At 69.8% G+C, this 16,421-nt stretch carries 14 protein-coding genes; 3 read left to right on the plus strand and 11 right to left on the minus strand.

Annotation, left to right across the window (positions count from 1 at the left end; genetic code table 11):
* Positions 1-2: 2 nt before the first annotated feature.
* From BN118_RS14445 to coq7, 10 genes are all read right to left on the minus strand, one after another.
* Positions 3-1,133, minus strand: a complete 1,131-nt coding sequence (locus BN118_RS14445) for a glycosyltransferase family 4 protein (RefSeq protein ID WP_010931320.1) — start codon at positions 1,131-1,133, stop codon at positions 3-5.
* Positions 1,130-2,284, minus strand: coding sequence for a glycosyltransferase (locus BN118_RS14450; protein WP_010931321.1), 1,155 nt, complete (start codon positions 2,282-2,284; stop codon positions 1,130-1,132). The genes BN118_RS14445 and BN118_RS14450 overlap by 4 nt, the downstream gene beginning before the upstream one ends.
* A complete protein-coding gene (locus BN118_RS14455) occupies positions 2,281-3,402 on the minus strand; it encodes a glycosyltransferase family 4 protein (RefSeq protein ID WP_010931322.1) in 1,122 nt (373 codons plus the stop codon). Before BN118_RS14455 ends, BN118_RS14450 begins: the two co-directional genes overlap by 4 nt.
* Positions 3,399-5,324, minus strand: a complete 1,926-nt coding sequence (gene asnB / locus BN118_RS14460; RefSeq protein ID WP_014905971.1) for an asparagine synthase (glutamine-hydrolyzing) — start codon at positions 5,322-5,324, stop codon at positions 3,399-3,401. Before asnB ends, BN118_RS14455 begins: the two co-directional genes overlap by 4 nt.
* 46 nt (positions 5,325-5,370) lie before the next feature.
* Positions 5,371-6,507 carry a glycosyltransferase family 4 protein gene (locus BN118_RS14465; protein WP_010931324.1) on the minus strand — a complete coding sequence of 379 codons (1,137 nt, stop codon included), beginning with the start codon at positions 6,505-6,507 and terminating at the stop codon, positions 5,371-5,373.
* Positions 6,508-7,878 carry a murein biosynthesis integral membrane protein MurJ gene (gene murJ, locus BN118_RS14470; protein ID WP_010931325.1) on the minus strand — a complete coding sequence of 457 codons (1,371 nt, stop codon included), beginning with the start codon at positions 7,876-7,878 and terminating at the stop codon, positions 6,508-6,510.
* Position 7,879: 1 nt separating this feature from the next.
* Entirely contained in the window at positions 7,880-8,905 is a 1,026-nt protein-coding gene (locus BN118_RS14475; protein WP_010930472.1) for an SDR family oxidoreductase, read from the minus strand.
* A gap of 11 nt (positions 8,906-8,916) precedes the next feature.
* Complete coding sequence (gene tviB / locus BN118_RS14480) at positions 8,917-10,191, minus strand: Vi polysaccharide biosynthesis UDP-N-acetylglucosamine C-6 dehydrogenase TviB (RefSeq protein ID WP_010931326.1); 1,275 nt, start codon at positions 10,189-10,191, stop codon at positions 8,917-8,919.
* A 105-nt stretch (positions 10,192-10,296) separates the two neighbouring features.
* Positions 10,297-11,400, minus strand: a complete 1,104-nt coding sequence (locus BN118_RS14485; protein WP_003808448.1) for an MraY family glycosyltransferase — start codon at positions 11,398-11,400, stop codon at positions 10,297-10,299.
* Positions 11,401-12,128: 728 nt separating this feature from the next.
* Positions 12,129-12,797, minus strand: coding sequence for a 2-polyprenyl-3-methyl-6-methoxy-1,4-benzoquinone monooxygenase (gene coq7 / locus BN118_RS14490; RefSeq protein ID WP_010931327.1), 669 nt, complete (start codon positions 12,795-12,797; stop codon positions 12,129-12,131).
* A gap of 123 nt (positions 12,798-12,920) precedes the next feature.
* Between coq7 and BN118_RS14495 the strand changes: the two genes are divergently transcribed.
* From BN118_RS14495 to BN118_RS14505, 3 genes are read left to right on the plus strand one after another with little or no spacing between them, the layout of a single operon-like run.
* Positions 12,921-13,358: an OsmC family protein gene (locus BN118_RS14495; protein ID WP_003808444.1), complete on the plus strand. Its 438-nt coding sequence runs from the start codon at positions 12,921-12,923 to the stop codon at positions 13,356-13,358.
* A 52-nt stretch (positions 13,359-13,410) separates the two neighbouring features.
* Positions 13,411-14,382, plus strand: coding sequence for a thymidylate synthase (locus BN118_RS14500; protein ID WP_010931328.1), 972 nt, complete (start codon positions 13,411-13,413; stop codon positions 14,380-14,382).
* Between the two features lie 30 nt (positions 14,383-14,412).
* Entirely contained in the window at positions 14,413-14,910 is a 498-nt protein-coding gene (locus tag BN118_RS14505; protein WP_003816386.1) for a dihydrofolate reductase, read from the plus strand.
* Here the strand turns inward: BN118_RS14505 and BN118_RS14510 are convergent.
* Positions 14,874-16,331 carry an aminotransferase-like domain-containing protein gene (locus tag BN118_RS14510; RefSeq protein ID WP_010931330.1) on the minus strand — a complete coding sequence of 486 codons (1,458 nt, stop codon included), beginning with the start codon at positions 16,329-16,331 and terminating at the stop codon, positions 14,874-14,876. The genes BN118_RS14505 and BN118_RS14510 overlap by 37 nt on opposite strands.
* Positions 16,332-16,421: the final 90 nt, after the last annotated feature.

Here is a 16,421-nt window from a genome sequence, read left to right on the forward strand (position 1 = left end):
GTTCAGCGCGCCAGCGCGCGATAGATGGCCAGGTGGCGGCGGCATACATCCTCGATGCCGAACTCGCGCTCGGCCAGCGCGCGGCCGGCCGCGCCCATGCGCTGGCGCAAGGACGCGTCCTCGGCCAGCCGGGCGATCGCGTCGGCCAAGGCCGGCGCGTCGCGCGGCGGCACCAGCAGGCCGGTGACATCGGGGTCGATCGCATCGCGGCAGCCCGGCACGTCGGTGGTGACCACGGCGCGCCCGCAGGCGGCGGCCTCCAGCAGGGACTTGGGCAGGCCTTCGCGGTAGGACGGCAGCACCGCCATGTGCGCCGCGCCGTACAGGGCCGCGATATCCTTGCGCTCGCCCAGCACCTCGACGCAGCCTTCGTCCTGCCATTGCGCGGCCTGCTCCGGCGTGATGGACGCCGGGTTGCCGGGATCCACGCCGCCGGCCAGCTGCATGCGCACGGACAGCCCGCGCTGGCGCAGCAGGCGCGCGGCCTCGACGAATTCCCGCACGCCCTTGTCGCGCAGCAGGCGCGCGGCCATCAGCGCCGTCACCGGCGCCGCAGGCTCCGGCACGACGCGGTATTGGCCCAGGTCGACGCCCGAACCGCGGATCATGACCACCTGCTCCGCGCGCACGGCGCCCAGGCGCGCCAGCACATCGCGATCGGCGGTGTTCTGGAACACGATGCGGCTGTTGCGATGACCCAGCGCCAACCGGTAGAGACGGCCGACCGCGGCCCGCAGCAGGCGCGCCTTCAGGCCGCCTGCCACGAACACGAAACCCAGCCCGGAGATGGCCGCCACCATGGCGGGCACGCCCGCCAGCCGGGCGGCGATGCCGCCGTAGAGCACCGGCTTGATGGTCACCAGATGCACCAGGCCGGGCCGCAGGCGCCGGAACAGGCGCACCAGCGCCCACACGCTGCGCAGCTCCTGCAGCGGCTGCTTGCCGCTGCGCGTCATCGGAATGACATGATGGGCAAAGCCGCGCGCCACGATATCCGGCACGCTGGGGCCGTCCATGGTCGCCACGTGCACCTCGTAGCCGTCGGCGCGCGCGGCCTCGGCCAGCGGCAGCCGGTGCGACAGGAAGAAGGCCGGGTTGTTGACGACGAACAGCAGGCGGCGCGGCGATGTCATGCGCGTTCTCCGGAAATGCGGCGCCACACGGCCTCGTACGACTCGACCATGCGGCGCAGGTCGAACTCGGCCAGGACGCGCTGGCGGCCGGCGGCGCCGGCCGCGTCGCGCCCACGCGCGGCGATCCCGGCCAGCGCGGCCTCGATCGCCGCCGCCAGCGCGGCCGGCTGCTGGGCCGGCGCCACGCCGCCGGTATCGCCGACGATGTAGGCGGCGTCACCGACATCGGTGGCCACGCAGGGCGTGCCGCAGGCCATCGCCTCGGCCACGACATTCGGGAAGCCTTCGGCGCAACTCGACAGCACATGCAGGTCGAGCGCGTTCATGACCGCCGGCACGTCGTCGCTGGGGCCGGCCAGCAGCACGCGGCCGCGCAGGCCTTCGGCATCGATCAGCGCGGCCAGGCCTGCGTTGCCCGGCGACATGCCGCGGCCGACCAGGGCGCACTGCAGCCCGCGGTCGCGCCCCTCGCGCACCAGTCCCCCCAACGCGGCCAGCAGGTTGGCGTGGTCCTTGAGCGGATCCCAGCGGGCCACGCAGCCGACCAGCGGCGTCCCGGGGGCCACGCCCCACAGCGATCGCATGCGCTCGCGCGCTTGCGCATCGGGCGCGTAGCGCGACAGGTCATAGCCATTGGGGATCACCACCATGCGCGCGCCGTCGTAGCCATGCTGCCGGTGGCGCGTAGCCGCATCCTGCGCCGCGCACACGATGGCCGCCGGCAGGCGCGCCGACAGCCGCGCGCACAGCTTGAGCACCAGCCGCGCGGAACGGCTGCTGCGATCGAGATGTTCGCCGGAATTGCGGATCCCCCATGCGACCGCGCGGATGCCGGCCAGCCGCGCGGCCACGCCGCCGATCAGGTCGGCGTGGTACATCCAGGTCTGCACGGCGTCGGGACGTTCGCGCCGCAGCAGCGCGCGCAGGGCCAGCAGGCCGCCCAGCGTGACGCGGCCGCGCGGCATGCCCAGCGCATGCACCGGCACCCCGGCGGCGCGCAGGCGCGTGCCATAGACCCCTTCGTCGGTCAGCGAGATCACACTGTGGCGCACCCGCTGGTCCGGCCAGGTGGCGAGCCGGAACAGGACGGATTCGGCGCCGCCCTGGCCCAGGCCGGTGATCACGTGCATGACGCGCAGGATCCGCGTCATGCGCCGCCCCGCACGCGCTCGAACAGCGCATCCCATTGCGCCAGCACCGCCGGCAGCGCATAGCGCTGGCGCACCGACTGCGCCGCCCGCCGGCCCAGGTCGCGGCGCAGCTCCGGGTCGCGCATGAGGCGGCCCAGCGCATCGCGCAGCGCGTCGCGCTGGCCTGCCGGCACCAGCAGGGCGTCGCGTCCGCCGCGCGTCATTTCGGCCGGGCCGCTGGGGCAGTCGAAGGCGGCGCAAGGCAAGCCCAGCGACATGGCTTCCAGCAGCACGTTGGGAAACCCCTCCACCGCCGAGCTGAGCACGAATGCGTCGGCCTTGGCCAGCTCGTCCCAGGGCGCGGCGGTGCGGCCGGGCATATGGATGCGGGTGGCCAGCCCGCGCGCCGCGACCTGCGCCTGCAGGTCGTCGCGGCGCGGGCCCTCGCCCCAGATCCACAAGTCCCAGTCGGGGAATTCGTCGGCCAGGCCGGCGTAGGCGTCGATCAACAGATCGAACCGCTTGTCCGGCACCATGCGCCCCATCGCCATGAGCCGCTTGCGCGCGGCCGGCGCGGCGCCGCTGCCGGCGGCCGGCGTGGCGTCGAACAGCTCGGGCGGCAGCGGATTGGGAATCACGCACAACTGCTTGAGGCCGGGCACCTGGCGCGCGAACGGTTCGACCGTCGCGTCGGCCTGCACCGTGACCATGTCGGCCAGGGGATACAGGACGCGGCGCAGCACGCGCCATATGCGGCCGATGCTGGTATCGACGACCGGGTTGGTGCGCTCGCACACGATCAGCGGCGTCTTCAGGCCCCGGGTGGCCAGGATGGCCGCCACGTTGACGTTGGTCAGGAAGGACACCACCACGTCGGGCGCGCGCTCTCGCACCACGGCGCGCAACGCCCGCAGGCGCTGCCATGCCGCCACGACGCCGCCCGAGCGGGTGCCGGCCCGATCGGCCAGCCACAGCAGTTCGACATCGTCGGACAGCGGATAAAAACAAGTGCCCTTGGACGAGTAGGTGGGCATCAGCGTGATCTGGTCGCCACGCGCGGCCCAGCCATTGGCAAGCGTGGCGGCGACCCGTTCGGCGCCGCCGGCGTGCATGGAACTGACCAGCAACAATATCTTCATCGGCGGCCGGCCTCATCGCCGGCTCCGGCGCGATAGCGGTCCAGCCAGGCCTGCATCATCAGCACGCCCCACAGATGGCTGTCCCAGTTGCGGTGCCCCGACAGGTGTTCGCGCCATTTGCGCAGGATGGGCTCGGGCTCGAACCAGCCTTCCTGGCGCAGGCGCGCCGGATCCAGCAAGGCCTCGGCCCAGTCGCGCAGCGGCCCGCGCAGCCAGGCGGCCAGCGGCACGGCGAAGCCGCGCTTGGGCCGGTCCACCATGGCCTGCGGCACGTGGCGGTACAGCAGCTGGCGCAGCAGCCACTTGCCGGTGCCGCCGCGCACCTTGTATTCGAACGGCAGTTGCCAGGCGAATTCGTAGACGCGATGGTCGATCAGCGGCACGCGCGTCTCCAGGCTGACGGCCATCGCCGCGCGGTCGACCTTGACCAGGATGTCGTCGGGCAGGTAGGTGACCGTGTCCAGCTTCATCATGGCGTCGAAGGTGGAGCCCTCCATCGGCTGCTCGAACGGCGACAGCGGCTCCGTGCCGCCGATCACCACGCGGCCCGGATCGGCCCAGTAGGAGACGAACAGACGATAGAACTCGCCGCGCGTGTCGGCGCCGAGCAGCTCGCCCAGCTTGCCGACCTTGCCGCGCCAGGCGCCGGCGCCCGGCAGCGCGGCCGAGCCGCGCAGCGCCGCGCCCGCCAGATGGCGCAGCGGCCCGGGCATGGCGGCGCATTTGCGCCACCAGTTGTCGACGCGGAAATAGCGCGAATACCCGCCGAACAGCTCGTCGCCGCCATCGCCCGACAAGGCCACCGTCACGTGCTGGCGCGCCATGCGCGTGACCAGCGAGGTCGGGATCTGCGACGAGTCGGCGAAGGGCTCGTCGTACATGTCTGCCAGGGACGGCACCACGGCCAGGCCGTCCTCGGCGGTGACGTAGAGCTCGGTATGCTCGGTGCCCAGGTGCGCCGCCACCGCCTTGGCGTGCTCGGCCTCGTTATAGCCCTTCTCGTGAAAGCCGATGGCGAAGGTGCGCACCGGCTGCGCGCTTTGCGCCTGCATCAGGGCCACGACGGTGGACGAGTCGATGCCGCCGGAAAGAAACGCGCCCAGGCTGACGTCCGACAGCATCTGGCCGCGCACTGCCTGCGACACCACCTGCTCCAGCGCGTCGATCGCCTGCGCGTCGGACTCGAAGCGGCGCCGGTCGCCCAGGCCCTGGTCGGCCGCGCGGCGCGCCGACCAGTACACCTGGGGTTCGGGCAACTCGCCACGGCGCATCTGCGCCGCGTCGATCTCGACCCAGGCGCCCGGCGGCAGCTTGCGGATGCCGGCGTAGATCGACTGCGGCGCGGGAATGTAGTTGTGGCGCATGAACGAGGCTAGGGCATTGCGATCGAGCTCGCGGCCGAAGCCGGGCACCGGCATGAACGCCTTGAGTTCCGAGCCGAACAGCAGGTTGGCCTGCGAATAGCCGTAGTAAAGCGGTTTCTCGCCCATGCGGTCGCGCATCAACGCCAGCTTGCGCTCGGCGCGGTCCCAGAGCACGATGGCGAACATGCCCACCGCGGCCTGCAGGGTCTGCTCGATGCCCCAGTCGGCGAAGCAGGCCAGCACCGTCTCGGTATCGGAGTGGCCGCGCCAGGCCGGCGCCAGCCCGTCCTGCTGCAGGCGCTCGCGCAGCTCCATGTGGTTGTAGATCTCGCCATTGAGAACGATGACGTAGCGGCCGCAGGCCGACACCATGGGCTGGTGGCCGGCCTCGGTCAGGTCCAGGATGGCCAGGCGCACATGCGCCAGCGCCAGGTCGGCCTCGGCGTCTTCCCAATAGCCATTGCTGTCGGGGCCGCGGTGGCGGATGCGCCGGCAGCTTTCGGCCAGCACATTGGCCTTGTCCCGCAAGGGACCCCAGATTCCGACAATTCCGCACATGATGTTCAGTTTCCCACGATGATCGTGACGACGACGGGAGCGGCGGCTACTTCGCCTGACTCAGCGCATCATCGAATAGTTGTTGCCACAGGTCCAGCACATGGCGCGCCGAGAAGCGTTCGCGCACGTCGATGGCGCGGGCGGCCATGGCGCGCCGGCCCGGCTCGTCGTCGATGGCGGCGGCCAGCGCTTGGGCCATGGCCCCGGCGTCGCCCGCCGGCCGCACCAGCACGCCGTCCACGCCGGGGCGCACGATCTCGCGCGGCCCGGTGTCGCAGTCGAAGCTGACCGGCATCAGGCCGCTGGCCATCGATTCCAGCAATGTATTGGACAATCCCTCGAAACGCGAGGTCAGCACGTACAGGGCGGCGCAGGCGTACCAGTCGCCCACGTTGCCGGCCCGCCCGGGCAGCGCCACCCGCTGCGCCAGGCCGGCCTCGTCGACCCGGCGCTGCAGCGCGGCGCACTCCTCGCCCTCGCCCAGGATCACCAGGTCCCAATCGGGGTATCGCGGCGCGATGCGCGCATAGGCGTCGATGAGCACGTCGAAGCCCTTGTCCGGATGCAGGCGGCCGACCGCCAGCAGGCGCGGCCGGCCGTCGGCGGGCGGCACGAGCACGGGTTCGGTGCGCGGCAAGGGCCAGTGCACCGGATTGGGGATCACCGCCAGCCGCGAACCCGGCACATGCGTGCGCAGCCAGTCGGCGGTGCCGCGCGTCAGCGCCACCACGCGCGCGGCGCGCGGATAGGTCCAGCGCCGCAGGCGCAGCCACATGCCCGAGAGCGCCTGCGACGGCGGATGGGTATGTTCGGTGGCCACGACACGGCAACCCAGGCCGCGCGCGGCCAGCACCGCCAGCACCGAGGCCGTCGTCATCATGCCCAGCACGATATCGGGCTGGAAATCCTTGATCAGCGCGCGCAGGGCGCGGATCCGCCGCAGGTTGGCCAGCACCCCGCGCCAGCCGCCGCCCTCGCCCGCCGTATCCAGCGTACGCCGCAGGACCTGCGGATGCAGCGGGTAGACGTCGCCCGACGCATCGGTCTGCGTCACCAGCATGACCGCGCGGCCATCGCGCGCCCAGTGGGCGCTGAGATCGGCGGCCACGCGCTCGGCGCCGCCGCCGTGCAGAGAGTGGATGAAGATCAGTACGCGCAAGGGACGTTCGGCGGGCCCGGACATTCAGCGTTTCTCCCTGTCGTCGTCGCCGCCGTCCGCGCCTGGCGCCGGCCGCAGGGCCACGACCGTATAGCAGGCGAACGACAGCAGATACATCAGGCTGGTGGCGAGCATGATCCCCGCGGTGCCCATGCGCGGCGCCAGCACCGTATTGAGCACCGCCTTGAGCAGGAAGTTCGCCACGGCGATGAGCGCCATGATGCGGTAGCGGTTCTGGCTGGCCAGCAACTGCACCAGGATCAGCACGCCGAAATAGAACGGCAGCTGCAGCAGGCCCCAGCGCAGCACCTGCGCCACGGCCTGGGTATTTTCGGCGGTGAAGGCGCCGCGCTCGAACAGCAGCGCCACGCCCCAGGGCGCCAGCAGCCAGCCCACCACCACGGCGGCCGCGCCGGCGCCGACCATCAGCGCCGACCACTTGAGCGCCATGGCGCGTGCGCGCGCGCCATCGCCGCGGCTTTGCACATCGGCCAGCACGGGCAGCGCGGCGCGCCCCACCGACACCGCGCCGATGCCCAGCACCAGCGACAGCAGGCGGCTGGCGTAGCCCAGCGTGGCGTTGGCGTTGGAGCCCAGATTGGCCGCCGCGTATTGGTCGAGCGGACCGACGAAACTCATGGCCACCTGCCCGACCAGCATGACGCCGGCGGCGGCGGCCAGCTCCGGCCAGTGCGGCGAACGCAGCGTGAACGCCGGCCAGCCCCAGAATCCGCCGTCGGCGCGCGCGGCCAGCCAGGCCAGCCAGGCGGCCTGGATCGCGTAGCCCACCAGGGTGCCCCACAGCAGCGGGCCCACGCTGTCGGCCGAGGCCGCCAGCATGACCCAGGCCAGCGTCGTCACGGCCGGCACGCTGTCGAGCAGGGTATTGACGTGGCGCTCGTGCGAGCGCAGGCGCGCCGCGCTGATGCCGGCCATCAGCAGCAAGGCGGCCACCGGCGCGAAGGCCAGCAGCAGCTCGTGCGTCATGCCGTCGACGGTGCCCGACAGCCCGCCGCCCAGCCAGTCGAGCACATGGGGCCAGGCCATCCAGGTCAGCAGCGCCAGGGTCAGGCCCGCGGCCAGCGACCAACCCTGCAGTTCGCGCACGAACCGGTCGCGCTCGTGTCCGCCCGCGCGGCGCAGCCGCACCAGCACGGGGATCAGCACGACAGACAGCGCGCCCACGATGGTGACCGGCAGCCAGGTGGCCATGGTCATGGTGAACTGGTAGGCGTCGACGGCGTCGCTGACGCCATAGCGGTACGCCACCGCCATCTCCTTGATGGCGCCGGCGGCCTTGCCCAGTATCAGGAAGACGGCCACCCGGAACGCACCCTTGAAAATGCGTTGGTGGTCCGGATGGATCGCGTCGAGTTTGCGGCGGATGGCTTTCAAATCAACGCAGGAATTGCGTGTACCAGGGCATGGCGGCTTCCAGCCCGCGCAGGATGTCGTAGGCCGGCTCGTAGCCCAGCAGCTTGCCGGCCTTGCCGATGTCGGCCTGCGAGTGGCGCACGTCGCCGGCGCGGAATTCCGCGTACACCGGCGCCTTCTCGTACGACACGCCCTGCCCGGCCAGCGTGCGCCGCAGGTGCTCGAACAGCTCGGTCAGCGTCGTGCGCGCGTTGTACGCCACGTTGTAGACCTGGTTCGCGCCTTCCGGTGCGGCCATCGCCGCCAGCAGGTTGGCCTGCACCGCGTTCTCCACGAAGCAGAAGTCGCGGCTGGTCTGGCCGTCGCCGTTGATCACGACGTCCTCGCCCTTGATCATCGCCGCCGTCCACTTCGGAATCACCGCCGCGTACGCGCCGTCCGGGTCCTGGCGCTTGCCGAACACGTTGAAGTAGCGCAGCCCCACGCTGGAAAACCCGTACGAGCGCGCGAACACGTCGGCGTACAGCTCGTTGACGTACTTGGTCACCGCGTACGGCGAGAGCGGATTGCCGATGCGCTCCTCCACCTTGGGCAGGTCGGGATGGTCGCCGTAGGTCGAGCTCGAGGCCGCATAGACGAACGCCTGGACCTGCGCATCGCGCGCGGCCACCAGCATGTTCAGGAAACCGCCGATGTTGACCTCGTTGGTCGTGATCGGGTCTTTCAGCGAACGCGGCACCGAACCCAGCGCGGCCTGGTGCAGCACCCGGTCCACGCCCTGCACGGCGCGCTGGCAGGCCGCCAGGTCGCGGATGTCGCCTTCGATGAAGGTGAAGCGCGCCCATTGCTCGGGCGTCACCGCCGCGCGCACCTCGTCCAGGTTGTGCTGGTGTCCCGTGGCGAAGTTGTCCAGCCCCACCACCGCCTGGTCCAGCCCGAGCAACGTCTCGAGCAGGTTCGAGCCGATGAAGCCGGCGCAGCCGGTCACCAGCCATTTCTGGGGTTGGGCCCGCAACTGCGCGCACGTGGTCTCAAAGCGATTCGTCATGGAGTTCCTTCTTACAGCCTCAGGTCGGCCTGCTCGGGGGCCAGCACGTACTTCAGGTCGTACAGGATGTGCTCGGCCTTGCCGAACTTGCGGATCGCCTCGGCGCCCATCTCGACGAACTGGTGGTGCGACACCGCCAGGATGATCGCGTCGTACGCCCCGGCGGCCGGCTTGGCGACCGGCGTGATGCCGTACTCGTGCTCGGCCTCGGCCGGGTCCACCCACGGGTCGTACACGTCCACGTCGACGTGGTACTCGCCCAGCTCGCGCACGATGTCCACCACGCGCGTGTTGCGCAGGTCGGGGCAGTTTTCCTTGAACGTCAGGCCCATCAGCAGCACGCGCGCGCCCTCGACGTGGATGCGGCGCTTGGCCATGGCCTTGACCAGCTGCGAGACCACGTAGCCGCCCATCGAGTCGTTCAGGCGGCGGCCCGCCAGGATGATCTCAGGGTGGTAGCCGATGGCCTGCGCCTTGTGCGTCAGGTAGTACGGATCCACGCCGATGCAGTGCCCGCCCACCAGGCCCGGACGGAACGGCAGGAAGTTCCACTTGGTGCCGGCGGCCTGCAGCACGGCCTCGGTGTCGATGCCCATCTTGTTGAAGATCAGCGCCAGCTCGTTGATCAGCGCGATGTTGACGTCGCGCTGCGTGTTCTCGATCACCTTGGCGGCCTCGGCCACGCGGATGCTCGAGGCCTTGTGGGTGCCGGCCGTGATGATCTCGTTGTACAGCTGGTCGACCAGCTCGGCGACTTCCGGCGTCGAGCCCGAGGTCACCTTCTTGATGGTGTTGACGCGGTGCGCCTTGTCGCCCGGGTTGATGCGCTCGGGGCTGTAGCCGGCGTAGAAGTCCTGGTTGAACTTCAGGCCCGACACGCGCTCGAGCACCGGCACGCAGTCTTCCTCGGTGGCGCCCGGGTACACGGTCGATTCGTAGATCACGATGTCGCCGCGCTTGAGCACCGCGCCGATGGTCTCGCTGGCCTTGACCAGCGGCGTGAGGTCGGGCTGCTTGTACTCGTCGATCGGCGTGGGCACGGTGACGATGAACACATTGGCCTTGCCCAGTTCCTCGCGCTCGGCGGTGTAGCTGAGCTGCGCGGCCCGGGCCAGTTCGTCGTCCTCGACTTCCAGGGTGTGATCGTGGCCGGCCTTGAGCGCGGCGATGCGGCGCTCGTTGATATCGAAGCCGATCACCGGGCGTTTCTTGCCGAACTCCACGGCCAGCGGCAGCCCCACGTATCCGAGGCCGACAACGGCCAGTTTCACATCATCAATGCGCAAGATAAATCTCCCTATCAACCGTGTGACGGCTACGGAATTGTATGTAGTTTGAACGTGTTTGTAGCGTTGTAGCACCCCGCGCGCGGGCGCGGGGGCCACGATGGATCAGTGCGTTCGAATGACGGACGGCAGCAGCAGCCAGCCGGGGCGGCGCCAGGACACCAGCCGCATGTACAGCCACGTGTAGACCGCGGCAAACACGACCAGGCTGGCGCACAGGAACCAGGCGTTGTCCCACCAGATGGTGGCGGGCACCAGGCCGATGAGCGCCAGCACCCACATGTAGGGCGAGGCCAGGGCATTGCACAATGCCGGCACCGCATGGCGGCGGCCGCGGCTGAACGTCACGCGCACCAGGCGGCGGAACACCAGCTGGTGCAGGTGCAGGGCATCCGGCTGGTCGACCGGCACGCCGCGCTTGAAGCGGCGCCGCCAGATCGAAAAGCCCGTTTCGAACACCGGATAGAACAGCACCGCCAGCGCGTAGAACGGCGACACCGACGGATTGCGCACCACCAGCAGCACGGCCAGCTCCGCCAGCATGAAGCCGAGGAAGTACGCACCGCCATCGCCCAGGAACACCCGTCCGAACGGGAAGTTCCAGACCAGGAACCCCAGCGTGGCCGAGGCCAGCGCCGCGGCGATCATGAAAATGGGCATGTCGCCGACCTGCAGCGCCACCAGGCTGATCGACACCGCCATCAGGGTGGCGATCATGCCGGCCAGCCCGTTCATGCCGTCGACGATGTTCAGCGCGTGCGTACAGCCGCCCACCGCGAACATGGTGAAGATCAGCGACACCGGCCAGAACGACAGCACCCAGTCGACCGGCGCGATGCCCACGCGGCTCACCCCGCCCAGCAGCCACCAGGCGATCGCCGCCGAGGCGAACGCGGCGAGCAGGCGCTTGCTGGCGCCGATGTCCTTGGTAATGTCTTCGAGCAGGCCGGCCACGAACACGGGCAGCGCCGCCACGAACAGCGCCGGCCACAGCCAGGTCAGCGTCATGTTGCTGGGGCCGAGCACCAGCAGGCCGGCCAGCGAGCCGGCCAGGACCGCCAGCCCGCCCACGCGCGGCGTTGCCCGCGTGTGCGAAGCCTGCGGCTTGTTGAGGTCGCTATCGCCGGTAAACGCGCCATGCCAGCGCTCCGACGCCACGATGAGTCCCCCCACCATGAATGCGACCACGCATATGTACAGCCAGGTCACAGAGTCACCTTAGGTTGGTCTATGGAGACGAGTCCGCCATTATCGGCCGCAGGTGTAACGCCCATATATGGCAGCAATAATGAAGTGCAAGTCGCCAGTACAGAAAGTAACGTCTCGGCCCGCCCGGCTTCCCGGTCTTGAACCGTCCAGGCGATTGTAGAACTTTCCGCCCTGGTGCAGCGGGGAAAGTTCAGGGAAAACACCAATAAGCCGGGTGAACGCCCGGCCTGCCCCCTGCGCGCCGCGCGTCGCGGCGAAAAAAAAAGCCCGAGATCTTGCGATCTCGGGCTAAATCCACCAAAGGAGGAGGGTGGAGGAGACAACCGTGGCATGTCGGGATTGCGTCAGGCCTTGCGGCCCGGAAATCGCGGCAGTCGGGGTATCCATGCTTGCTGGCCTTGGGCCGGCGGTTCTGGCACCGCACCGTCTGCGTTTCAACATCCGATGTGCAAATAGTAGAGGATTCTTTTGTGCGATGCAAGAAATTTTTTGCATTGCCCGGATCCGGCGCCCGGTCGTTGGATTTTTGCCGCACCGCCTGGGCGGCTCACGGCGAAACCCGCGTCGATATTGGGCTGCAGCGTGAAGCGGGTTAATGCCGAAAGGGAAAACCCTTGCGGGATTACCCTAGAGATTTCAAGCATTTAGAAGCGGCAGGGGCGCGCCGCCCCAGGCCTGGCCGACGCTTTTTGCCGCAATGCACCATAAATGGGCAGATTGTCCCCATTTCAAAGCCAATAGGCGGTGGACGTCATGACCTTGGACATCGCCCGCATCGCGCCGCGCACCGGCGCGGGCAGCGGCACGCCGCCGGCGCGCTCGGCGCTGGCGCGGTGCTGCGCTTCGTCTTCCTTCATTTTCTGGACGATGTCGCGCGAGCGCTGGTCCTGCACCGGCAAGGTGCGCAGGTGCCCGTCCAGGTGCGCCTCGACCTGGCGCTCGGTCTCGGCCATGAAGCCCAGGTTGCGCGGCACGCCGGCATAGCTGGCCAGCACGCCGAGCGCGAACGAGCCGGTGTACCAGAACGGGTTGAGCAGGCTGGGGCGGCTGCCCAGTTCCCGCAGGCGCTCGTGGCACCACGCAAGGTGGTCCACTTCCTCGGCCGCGGCCTCGCGCAGCAGCGCGCGCGCGGCCGGCTCGCGGCAGGCGGCCGCCTGGCCGCGATACAGCGCCTGCGCGCACACCTCGCCCACGTGGTTGACGCGCATCAGGCCGGCGGCATGGCGCTTCTCGCGCTCGGACAACGCATCCGGCGCCTCGGGCGCCTGGGCGGGATACGGCCGGGCGGCGGTGGCGGCGCCCGAAAGCACGCGCAAGGCGCGGTCGATTTCGCCGATCAGGCCATCGAGCGGGCCGGCGCGGCGGCCGAGCGCGGAAGCGGAACTGGAGGTGGACATATGGATACTCCCTGGAAAGTCGCGCCGCCCTGTCGGCGGGCGGGGTTCTCCGCCAACCATTGTACGCAACGGGTATGATCGCTTTTTGATGGCGCGCAAGGCCGCGCCCACCGCTACAGGACTATGCAGATGGAATGCACGATCGATTGGGGCGGCCCTGCGGGCATGCTGTTCACGGCCAGCACGGGCAGCGGCCACGTGGCCGTGATGGACGGCGCGGTCGATGGCGGCGGCCATGACCTGGCGCCGCGCCCGATGGAAATGCTGCTGGCCGGCACCGGCGGCTGCACCGCCTATGACGTGGTGCTGATCCTCAAGCGCGGCCGCCACGCCGTGACCGGCTGCAGCGTCAAGCTGCAGGCCGAACGCGCCGACGCCGATCCGAAGGTTTTCACGCGCATCCATTTCGCGTTCACCGTCACCGGCAGCAAACTGCCGCGCGCCGCGGTCGAACGCGCCGTGCAGCTGTCGCACGAGAAGTACTGCTCGGCCTCGGCCATGCTGGAAAAAACCGCCGAGCTCAGCTTCTCGGTGGACATCGTCGATACCCAAGCCGCGTAACCCAAGCCGCAAACCGGGCCGCGCAGACACCCCGCGGCCCGCCGTCACCACGATGAAACAATATCTAGACCTCGTCCAATCCATTCTCGACCAGGGCGCCTGGCAGGAAAACCGCACCGGCGTGCGCACGCTCTCGCTGCCCGGCGCGGCGCTGCGCTTCGACCTGCAGCAGGGGTTTCCCGCCGTCACCACCAAGAAGCTGGCGTTCAAGTCCGCCATCGGCGAAATGGTGGGCTTCCTGCGCGCCACGCGCAGCGCCGCGCAGTTCCGCGCGCTGGGTTGCAAGGTCTGGGACCAGAACGCCAACGAGAACGAGCAATGGCTGGCCAACCCGTACCGCGAGGGTCCCGACGACCTCGGCCCGGTCTACGGCGTCCAATGGCGCCATTGGCCGGCCTACAAGCTGCTGCCGAGCAGCGCCGGCGGCCAGGTGGCCGACGCGCTGGCGCGCGGCTACCGACAAGTGGCCGAGGTCGACGAAAACGGCGCGCCGCACGTGCTGCTGTACAAGGCGGTGGACCAGTTGCGCCAGTGCCTGGACACCATCCGCCAATCGCCGGGCGACCGCCGCATCCTGTTCCATGGCTGGAACTGGGCGCAGATCGAGGAAATGGCCCTGCCGCCCTGCCATCTGCTCTACCAGTTCCTGCCCAACGCCGGCACGCGCGAAATCTCGCTGTGCCTGTACATCCGCTCCAACGACGTCGGCCTGGGCACGCCCTTCAACCTGACCGAGGGCGCGGCGCTGCTGCACCTGGTCGGCCGCCTGACCGGCTACAAGCCGCGCTGGTTCAGCTATTTCATCGGCGATGCGCACGTCTACGAAAACCACCTGCCGATGCTGCGCGAGCAACTGGCGCGCGAGCCCTATCCGGCCCCGCAGCTGGTGCTGTCGGACCGCATTCCCGATTTCGCCGTGACCGGCAAGTACGAGCCGCAATGGCTGGAGCAGGTCGAGCCGGGCGATTTCACGCTGAGCGGCTACCAGCACCACGCGCCGCTGACCGCCCCCATGGCGGTCTGAGCGGCCCGACGACGCCTCACGCCCTTGCCCATGTCCGCCACTCCCCTGCTCAGCCTGGTCGTCGCCTATTCGACCAACCGCGTCATCGGACGCGACAACGCCCTGCCCTGGAAGCTGCCCGGCGACCTGGCGCACTTCAAGCGCACGACCCTCGGCCATCCCATCATCATGGGCCGCAACACCTGGGAATCGCTGGGCCGCCCGCTGCCGGGGCGCACCAATATCGTGATCACCCGCAACCCGGCCTATGACGCCGCCGGCGCCGTGGTGGTGGGCTCGCTTGCCGCCGCCATCCAGGCCTGCGGCGACGCCGCCGTGGCCTGCGTCATCGGCGGCGCGCAGATCTACGCCCAGGCCCTGCCGCTGGCGCAGCGCGTGGTGGCCACCGAGGTGCATGCCGAGATCGAGGGCGACGCTTTCTTCCCGCCGCTGCCGGCCGGGCAGTGGCGCGAAACGCAGCGCGCGGCGCAACCGGCCGAGAACGGCCTGCGCTACGACTTCGTGGAATACGAGCGCGTGGCGGGCTGAGCGCTCGCCCCCGCGCCGCGCAGAAACCGCCACAGCGCCGCGGCGTCCGAATACGCCACGTTGAAGCGCAGCCACGGGATGTCCGCGTCGGCCGCGTCGAAATAGGATCCCGGCGCCAGCCAGATACCGTCCTTGAGCGCCAGCTCGGCCAAGGCATTGGCGCCGCGCTCGCGCCAGGCCCCGCCGGGCCGCGCCCACAGGAACAGGCCGGCCTGGGGACGGGCGCACAGTTGCAGGCCATGCTCGTCCATCGCCTGCACGACCTGCGCATGCGCCTGTCCCAGGCGCTCGCGGGTGCGCAGCACATGGGCGCGGTAGCGCCCCTCGCGGATGACCTGGTGCACCACGCGCTCCATGATCTCGGGCGAGGTCAGCCCGGCGGCCATCTTGGTGCGCGCCAGGTCGCGCACCAGGTCGCGGTGCGCCACGATGTAGCCGACCCGCACCGACGGGCTGATGGCCTTGGAGTAGCCGCTCAGGTAGACCACGCGCTGCGCGCCGTCCAGCGCCGCGAGCAAGGGGGCAATGGCGGGCATCAGCTCGCGCGAAATATCGTCTTCCACGATCCACAGGCCGTGGCGCTCGGCCGCCTGCAGCACGCGGAACGCGTTGGCCATGCCCAGGCTGGCGCCGCTGGGGTTCTGCAGCACCGTGTTGACGAACAAGGCGCGCGGACGGTGCGCCAGCGCGGCGGCGTCGAGCGCCTCGCAGTCGATGCCGTCGACGCCGCGCGGCACGCTGACCACGCGCATGCCCACCAGCCGCAGCAACTGCAGCAGATTGGCGTAGCAGGGCTGCTCGACCAGCACCGTATCGCCGGGGCGCAACAGGGTGCGCATGACCAGGTCCAGCCCGTGCGTGACGCCTTGCGTCAGCAGCACCTGGTCGGCCTCGGCCGGCATGCCGGCCGCGCCCAGGCCGGCGGCGATGGTCTCGCGCAGCGGCGCGTAGCCATAGGGATGCCCATAGCCGGCGATGCGCAGCGCCGGCACCCGGCCCAGGTGCCGCAGCGCCTGGTGCAGGCCCTCCTCGTGCAGCCATTCGGGCGGCAGCCAGCCGCAGCCCGACTTGATCGGGATGGAGTGGTCGGCATAGATATCGGACAGCAGCCAACTGTCGTTGAGCCGCGGCGGCGACCATTGCCCCGGGGTGCCCGCGCGCGGCGCGGCCGCCTGCGGCGAGGCGGCCCGGTAGCCCGACCCGGGCCGGGCAACCAGCCAGCCCTGCGCGGCCAGACGGCTATAGGCGCTGGCCACGGTAAAGGTGCTGATGCCGTGCTGGCGCGCGAACTCGCGCACCGACGGCACGGGCATGCCGGGCCGCAACACTTGCCGGGCGATGGCGCTGCTGAACGCCTGCACGACCTGCTCGACCAGCGAAGGCGCCTGCGCGCGGCCGCGCACGGGTTGGAAATCGATCACGGAAGGCCTGCCAGGTAGATTTCTGTACAGTTAACCAGAATCCAACTATACAGTTAGCGGTATTTACATCGATTGTATATTTTCATTCCC

It is taken from the genome of Bordetella pertussis 18323 (assembly GCF_000306945.1).
Taxonomy (GTDB): Bacteria; Pseudomonadota; Gammaproteobacteria; order Burkholderiales; family Burkholderiaceae_B; genus Bordetella; species Bordetella pertussis.

Bases quoted from the DNA above. Each gene is read 5' to 3' on its own strand.
- BN118_RS14500 (WP_010931328.1), top strand. From the start codon at position 13,411: ATGAAACAATATCTAGACCTCGTCCAATCCATTCTCGACCAGGGCGCC.
- BN118_RS14505 (WP_003816386.1), top strand. From the start codon at position 14,413: ATGTCCGCCACTCCCCTGCTCAGCCTGGTCGTCGCCTATTCGACCAAC.
- coq7 (WP_010931327.1), bottom strand. From the start codon at position 12,797: ATGTCCACCTCCAGTTCCGCTTCCGCGCTCGGCCGCCGCGCCGGCCCG.
- BN118_RS14465 (WP_010931324.1), bottom strand. From the start codon at position 6,507: ATGTCCGGGCCCGCCGAACGTCCCTTGCGCGTACTGATCTTCATCCAC.
- BN118_RS14450 (WP_010931321.1), bottom strand. From the start codon at position 2,284: ATGACGCGGATCCTGCGCGTCATGCACGTGATCACCGGCCTGGGCCAG.
- BN118_RS14495 (WP_003808444.1), top strand. From the start codon at position 12,921: ATGCAGATGGAATGCACGATCGATTGGGGCGGCCCTGCGGGCATGCTG.
- BN118_RS14445 (WP_010931320.1), bottom strand. From the start codon at position 1,133: ATGACATCGCCGCGCCGCCTGCTGTTCGTCGTCAACAACCCGGCCTTC.
- BN118_RS14475 (WP_010930472.1), bottom strand. From the start codon at position 8,905: ATGACGAATCGCTTTGAGACCACGTGCGCGCAGTTGCGGGCCCAACCC.
- asnB (WP_014905971.1), bottom strand. From the start codon at position 5,324: ATGTGCGGAATTGTCGGAATCTGGGGTCCCTTGCGGGACAAGGCCAAT.
- BN118_RS14455 (WP_010931322.1), bottom strand. From the start codon at position 3,402: ATGAAGATATTGTTGCTGGTCAGTTCCATGCACGCCGGCGGCGCCGAA.